At 35.9% G+C, this 758-nt stretch carries 1 protein-coding gene; it reads left to right on the forward strand.

What is annotated here, in order from left to right; all coding sequences use genetic code 11:
- Positions 1-758 (forward strand): DNA translocase FtsK (locus DN393_RS31115; protein WP_304521061.1); only part of this gene is annotated, 758 nt, incomplete at both ends.

Raw genomic sequence — 758 nt, forward strand, 5'->3', positions numbered from 1 at the left:
AAGAGGAATTTAAAGAGGCAGAATCCGAACAAGGTATTTCTCCTATGCAAGAAAATCCTGTTAGTCGATTAGGATCAACCTACCAGAAAACAAAAGAAGTTGTTATGTCGCCAGGAGATATCATGGCACAAGGTGCATTCATTTGTGCTGCTCGTATTGTACAAGACAATCATGTCCAACCCGTACAACAAATTACGAGTAACTTTGTACCAAAAGAAGAATTTGCTCAAGCTACTACACAGGTAGATGAAGAGATAGGACGATATTGGGAAAATGAACGTCTTCGTCTTATTAATGAATCTGTTGCAAAAGCAAATCCTATGAAGCATGTAGACGCAGAGAACATGAAGAAAATACAACCTTTGTCATCTATGCAAGAGATTGTGATGGAACAAGATAACTCTATAGAAACAAATGGAGAGCAACAACACATTGTATCATTGGAGGATTATAAGGAAAATAAGTCTCAAAATGAAACCCTACCTAATGAACCTGCAGCCATGGATCAGCAGGGAGATGTTAATGATGAAGCTGAAAATAAGTTGTATGAAGATATTAAAGAATTTATTATTGAATCACAACAAATCTCGCCATCTCTTCTGCAAAGAAAATTCAAAATTGGCTATATGAAGGCTATGCAATGTATTGAGAAGCTAGAACAAAATCAAGTTGTAAGTTCTTACACAGGGGATGGACCTCGTAAAGTATTAATTTCAAATAATGGTAGTTTGCTAGAAGAAACAAGTGTTAATACTACT

The organism is Bacillus sp. BPN334 (assembly GCF_008368885.1).
In the GTDB taxonomy this organism is placed as follows: domain Bacteria; phylum Bacillota; class Bacilli; order Bacillales; family Bacillaceae_G; genus Bacillus_A; species Bacillus_A wiedmannii.